Consider the following 5,775-nt stretch of genomic DNA (forward strand, 5'->3'; position numbering starts at 1 on the left):
CGGCCGCCGCGCCGGGCTGCCCGGTGCGTGCCGCTGTTGTGGCGGGGCTACGGCCTCGTCGTCACCGACACGGTGTTCGCGGCCCGGCACGGGCTGCTGCGCCGGAACCTGGCGCTGGTGCCGCACGCGACGGTGCAGAGCGTACGGCTCACGCAAGGGCCCTGGGAGCGGCTCTGGGGGCTTGCGGAGGTGCATGTGGACACCGGGGCCAACGAGACCGTGACAGCCCGTCTGCGGGACGCGGGCGAGGCCGCGGAGCTGCTCCGCGGTCAGGCCGAGCGCTCCCGCACGGGCCGCAGGGACGCCCGCCCGGACCGCTGGATGGCCTGACGGACTGGCCTGTCGCCCTGGCCTGACGCCCGGTCAGGGCTCGGTCAGGAAGCCGCGCTGCGCAGTCCGGGAAGGTTGATCTGCTCGGTCTCGTCGTGCGCCGTCAGGTCGATGACCTGGACCGCGCCGACGCCTCGGGACCGCTCGTCGGCCGGTTTGAACTGCGCCTCGGCCTCCGCCTTGTGCACCGCCAGGGCCTCCTGGCCCACGACGTCGGCGAGATCCTCGTTCTGGACGGCGTCCATCTCGGCGGACGCCGCGCCCTTCTGCATGCCGAAGAAGTCGAACCCGCCCTCGACCATCGGCCGCCGTACGGGAGCCGCCGGTACGACCGCCACCGCGGTCGGCACCGTGAAGTGCCCCGACGGGTGCGCGGGTTGGGCGGACTTCGTGGCCGGAGGGACGGCGGCCGAGTGCTCATGCCCGTCGACCGCCTCGGGCTTCCCCTCCGCCTCGTCCTCCTGCGCGGCCTCCGACTCGACCGCGGAGCCGCTGGTGGCCTCCACCGGGGCGGGCTCGGCCGACGCGGAGTCGTCGTCCTTCGGCGCGGGCGCCGCGGGCTCGGCGTCGTCGTCGAGCCGTACCAGCGCCGCCTGGGCCCGCAGGAACAGCTTGGACCCCTCCGGGGAGAACACCGGTGAAGCCGCCGGCTTCTTCTCCGCGACGGCCTCGGTACCGGACTCCTCGTCGGCGTCCTCGGTCTCGGTCTCGGTCTCGTCCTCGGCGTCGGTCCCTGCGTCGGTCCCGGACTCGACCGGGGCAGCCACAGCCTCGGTGTCGTCCGTCTCGGCATCGTCGTCGGCGTCGTCCTGGAGATCCACGAGATCCAGGTCCACGTCCGCCGGGGCCTCGTCGTCGCCGTCCGCCGGAACCGGCGGCAACGCGCGCGTGGCGGGTTCCGCGGCCTCTATCTCCAGCAGGCGGCGGCCCTCCAGGGCGCTGGCGCGCTCGGTCTCCGCCGTGGCGTACCGGCGCAGCAGTGCCGCGTGTTCGTTGCGCAGGCCCGCGAGCTCCGTGCGCTTGGCGCGCAGCTTGTGCTCCAGCTTGACGCGCAGTTCGCGCGACTCGTCGAGGTCGGACTCGAGTTCGGCGAGCCGCTCCTCGTAGCGCCACTCGTCGCTGGTACGCGCGCGTACCAGGTCGGCGACCTGTTTGCCCGCCTGAGTGTCCCAGCGGCGCATGACGGCCGCCCCGACGAGCGCGGTCGCGGCGGCGATCGCGGCGACTATGCGCAGCGCGGCGGCCTGCGAGAAGACCCACGGCCCGAAGGCGCAGACGAGCGACACGCCTGCGATCGCCGAGGGAGGCAACAGCCGGTGCAACGGCGGGGAATGGCGGTGACGTCCACGTGGCATGGCCAGAAACTTACCGCGCGTAGGCGAATCATGGTGCCCCGCCCGGTAAAAACACAGCGACCCCCCATACCTCACATCGGTTCAACAGTCCCTCTCAGCGGTCGGAAAGGCGTCCGCTCAGCCACTCCAGGGTCGCCGGGATCTCCCGTCGCCAGGTGTTGAAGTTGTGGCCGCCGCTGTCCAGGATGATCGACGCGATACGGGTGGAGTTGTTGGCCCTCACCCGGTCGATGAATTTCAGGGTGTCCTTGTAGTTGTGCTCCCCGGCCTTGCTGCTGGTGACGAGCAGTGAGGTGTCGGGCCCGGGCCGGTGCTTGAGGTACCACCACAGGTTCGCCTCGTTCCGCAGCGTCTCGTCGCCCTGGAAGAGGTCACCGGTGGTCGGGTCGATCGGCGCCTTGTAGTACGGCGACAGGCCGGCGCCCGCCGCGTACACCCCGGGGTGGTGCATGGCGAGCTTCAGGGCGCAGTAACCGCCCGTGGAATCACCGACGATGCCCCAGCTCCCGGGCTTTTTGCCCACCCTGTAGTGGGCCGTCACGGCATCCGGGAGGTCCTTGGCGAAGAAGGACTCGGTCCGCGGTCCGCCCGGGACGTCCACGCACTCCGTGTCGCGCGGCGGCGCCACCGTGGGCCGCAGCATCACCAGGATCATCGGCTGCATCCGGCCGTTCTTGGCCAGCTGCAGTGCCGTGCGCGGGTAGTTGAGCTTGTCGACGAGCGCCTGGGCGGTGCCCGGGTACCCCGTGAGGACGACCGTCGCCGGGAACGTGCGCGTGCGGTACCGCGGCTGGAAGTACTCCGGCGGCAGATAGACGTACGCGGGGGTGGCGATGTGGGTCGTACGGCCGACTATGTCGACCCGCTGCACCTGGCCCACGCTGCTCGGCAGGGAGGCGCCGCCCGGGGCGTCCACCCGGTGGGTGCCGACGACGTGGAGCGGACCGCCGGCGCCCCGGAGCGAGGTCTGGTCGACGACCACTCCCTGGTCGGTCTCCCTGCCGAACAGGTCGGACCAGCTGGCGTAGAACCCGAAGGCCTGGTTGGCGCCGAGGCCCACCGAGGCGAAGAGCACCAACTGCGTTGCCAGGAGCAGGCCCACGCGTCCGCTGACGGCCCGCCAGTTCCGCCGGGCCAGCCGCGGCCACAGCCACACCGTGCCGATGAACAGCAGCGCGGCACACGCGAACGCCAGTGCCAACACCTTGTTGCTCGTGAGTCCCATGAGCTGTCCCCGCCTGCGCTTTCCGCCCTGGCGGCACGCAGCCTTCGCGTACCTTTGCCCCGGGCTTTCCACTGCCTTTGAACCGGCTTTCCGGTGAGGAAGGAACCTCCTTCCCCTAGACACCGTCCTAGAGGGCGCAATGTCGCCGGATGCCCGAATCGGGCCCGGGTCCAAGGTCTCTCGCAGAACTACGGGATGCGATGTCTGTCAGGATAGATGGGGAATTGTCGGGTGGGGTTCCGAGCCGGTCAGGCCGGGTCCGGCGCATAGTCCGAGGTCCGCGCCCCGAGGTCGTTCCCACGCTCGTCGCCAGGGCCTGCGCCCTCGTCGGCCTGCTGGACATCGCCGCGGGGGTGTTCCCGCGCTTCCGGCACAGCCGTATGCACACCATGGCGGAGGTGCTGCCGGGCGCGCTCGGCCCCTTCGCCGCCGCGCTCTCGCTCAGCGCCGGTGTACTGCTGCTGCTCCTCGCGCACGGGCTCAGGCGGCGCAAGCGCCGCGCCTGGCGGGCCGCGGTGGCGCTGCTGCCGGCGGGCGCGGTGGCGCAGTTCGCGTACCGGCACTCGGTCATAGGAGTCGTCATCTCGGCCGCGCTGCTCGCACCGCTGCTGATGCACCGCGACGAGTTCCGCGCGCTGCCCGACCCGCGCAGCAGGTGGCGCGCGCTCGCCAACTTCGTACTCATGGGCGCCGGTTCACTCGTCCTCGGACTGGTCATCGTCAGCGTCCACTCCAAGCGCATGGTCGGCGACCCGAGCCTGGCCGACCGGATCAGCCACGTCCTGTACGGCCTGTTCGGCTTCGAGGGCCCGGTCGACTACGTAGGGGCCACCTCCTGGACGGTCGCCTTCTCCCTCGGCGCGCTCGGCCTGCTCACCGCCGTGACGACGATCTACCTCGCCTTCCGGCCCGAACACCCGGCCGCGCGGCTCACCCCGGAGGACGAGACGCACCTGCGCGCCCTCCTGGAGAAGCACGGCCGCCGCGACTCGCTCGGCCACTTCGCGCTGCGCCGCGACAAGGCCGTCGTGTTCTCGCCCAGCGGCAAGGCGGCGGTGACGTACCGCGTCGTGTCCGGGGTGATGCTCGCCAGCGGTGACCCGATCGGTGACGTGGAGGCCTGGCCGGGCGCCATCGAGCGGTTCATGGACGAGGCGAAGGCCCACTCCTGGACGCCGGCCGTCATGGGCTGCTCCGAGACGGGCGGCGAGGTGTGGACCCGCGAGACCGGCCTCGACGCACTCGAACTCGGCGACGAGGCGGTGGTGGACGTGGCGGATTTCTCGCTCGCCGGGCGCGCGATGCGCAACGTACGCCAAATGGTGAAGCGCATCGAGCGGGCCGGCTACGAAACCCGGGTACGGCGTGTACGTGACCTCGGTGAGGCCGAGTTGGAGCGGATCCGGCTCGCCTCGGAGGCCTGGCGGGGCACCGACACCGAACGGGGCTTCTCCATGGCGCTCGGCCGCATCGGCGACGCCGCCGACGGCGACTGCTTCATCGCGACCGCCCACAAGGCCGACGAACAGCCGGGCGAGTACGGCGACCTGAAGGCGATCCTGCACTTCGTGCCCTGGGGCACCGACGGCATGTCCCTGGACCTGATGCGCCGCGACCGCGCGGCCGACCCGGGGATGAACGAACTGCTGATCGTCGCCTCCCTCCAGGCGGCACCGAAGCTCGGCATCACGCGCGTGTCGCTCAACTTCGCGATGTTCCGCGCGGCCCTCGCGCGCGGCGAGAAGATCGGCGCGGGCCCGGTGCTGCGTGCCTGGCGCGGGCTGCTGGTCTTCCTGTCGCGCTGGTTCCAGATCGAGTCCCTGTACAAGTTCAACGCCAAGTTCCAGCCCCGCTGGGAGCCGCGCTTCGTCGTCTACCGCGCCTCCGGCGACCTCCCCCGCATCGGCTTCGCCGCCATGCAGGCCGAGGGCTTCGTCAACCTCGCTCTCCCCCTGCCCCGCTTCCTCCGCCGCCGCAGTGCCATGGCTCCGGCCTGCACCCACGGTCTCGCGGAACGGGATGTGCGGGCCGCTTGACCGACCGGGCCGGTCCGGGCCAGCACCCCGCCTCCGGGCGGGGCAGCAGCGCTCGGACCGGCCCTCTCGCATCCCGCCCGCAGGACCGCCCCCTCTCCCCCAAGGCCTACGCTGAACGCATGAGCAAGCAGAGCGGGCGCAGGCGCATCGCGGGCCTTCCGGAATGGGACCGGTGCGCGGTCATGGGGGTCGTGAACGTCACCCCTGATTCCTTCTCCGACGGCGGCCGCTTCTTCGACACCACGGCCGCCGTCAAGCGCGGCCTCGGCCTGGTCACCGAGGGCGCCGACCTGGTGGACGTCGGCGGCGAGTCCACCCGCCCCGGCGCCACCCGCGTCGACGAGGCGGAAGAACTCAAGCGCGTCATCCCCGTAGTGCGCGGCCTCGCCTCCGAGGGCGTCACCGTCTCCGTCGACACCATGCGCGCCTCCGTCGCCGAACAGGCCCTCACCGCCGGCGCCGCCCTCGTCAACGACGTCAGCGGCGGCCTCGCCGACCCCGCGATGATCCCGGTCGTCGCCGCCTCGGGCGCCCCCTTCGTAGTCATGCACTGGCGCGGCTTCCTGGAGGGCGGCAACGTCAGGGGCGTCTACGCCGACGTCGTCGCCGAAGTCGTCGACGAACTGCACGCACGCGTGGAGGCCGTTCTCGCCGGCGGCGTCGCCCCGGACCGCGTCGTCGTCGACCCGGGCCTCGGCTTCTCCAAGGACGCCGAACACGACCTCGTGCTCCTCGCCCACCTCGACCGGCTGCTCGCCCTCGGCCACCCCCTGCTCGTCGCCGCCTCCCGCAAGCGGTTCCTCGGCCATGTCCTCGCCGGCCCCGAGGG

At 71.9% G+C, this 5,775-nt stretch carries 5 protein-coding genes; 3 read left to right on the top strand and 2 right to left on the bottom strand.

The genetic code is table 11. The features are described 5' to 3' along the window. The coding region (locus tag R6V09_RS44095) for a PH domain-containing protein (RefSeq protein WP_317887113.1) at window positions 1-330 on the top strand (330 nt) is incomplete at its 5' end. 44 nt (window positions 331-374) lie between these two features. Here the strand turns inward: R6V09_RS44095 and R6V09_RS44100 are convergent. Next, window positions 375-1,685: a hypothetical protein gene (locus R6V09_RS44100; RefSeq protein WP_317887114.1), complete on the bottom strand. Its 1,311-nt coding sequence runs from the start codon at window positions 1,683-1,685 to the stop codon at window positions 375-377. Between the two features lie 94 nt (window positions 1,686-1,779). Then, on the bottom strand, window positions 1,780-2,910 hold the full coding sequence (locus R6V09_RS44105) for an alpha/beta hydrolase (protein ID WP_317887115.1): 1,131 nt from the start codon (window positions 2,908-2,910) through the stop codon (window positions 1,780-1,782). Between the two features lie 224 nt (window positions 2,911-3,134). Here R6V09_RS44105 and R6V09_RS44110 point away from each other — a divergent pair, with 224 nt between their 5' ends. Together R6V09_RS44110 and folP are read left to right on the top strand one after the other, a co-directional pair. Beyond that, complete coding sequence (locus tag R6V09_RS44110; protein WP_317887116.1) at window positions 3,135-4,946, top strand: phosphatidylglycerol lysyltransferase domain-containing protein; 1,812 nt, start codon at window positions 3,135-3,137, stop codon at window positions 4,944-4,946. A 119-nt stretch (window positions 4,947-5,065) separates the two neighbouring features. Further along, window positions 5,066-5,775 (top strand): dihydropteroate synthase (gene folP / locus R6V09_RS44115; protein WP_317887117.1); only part of this gene is annotated, 710 nt, incomplete at its 3' end.

Source organism: Streptomyces sp. W16 (assembly GCF_033194735.1).
Classification (GTDB): domain Bacteria; phylum Actinomycetota; class Actinomycetes; order Streptomycetales; family Streptomycetaceae; genus Streptomyces.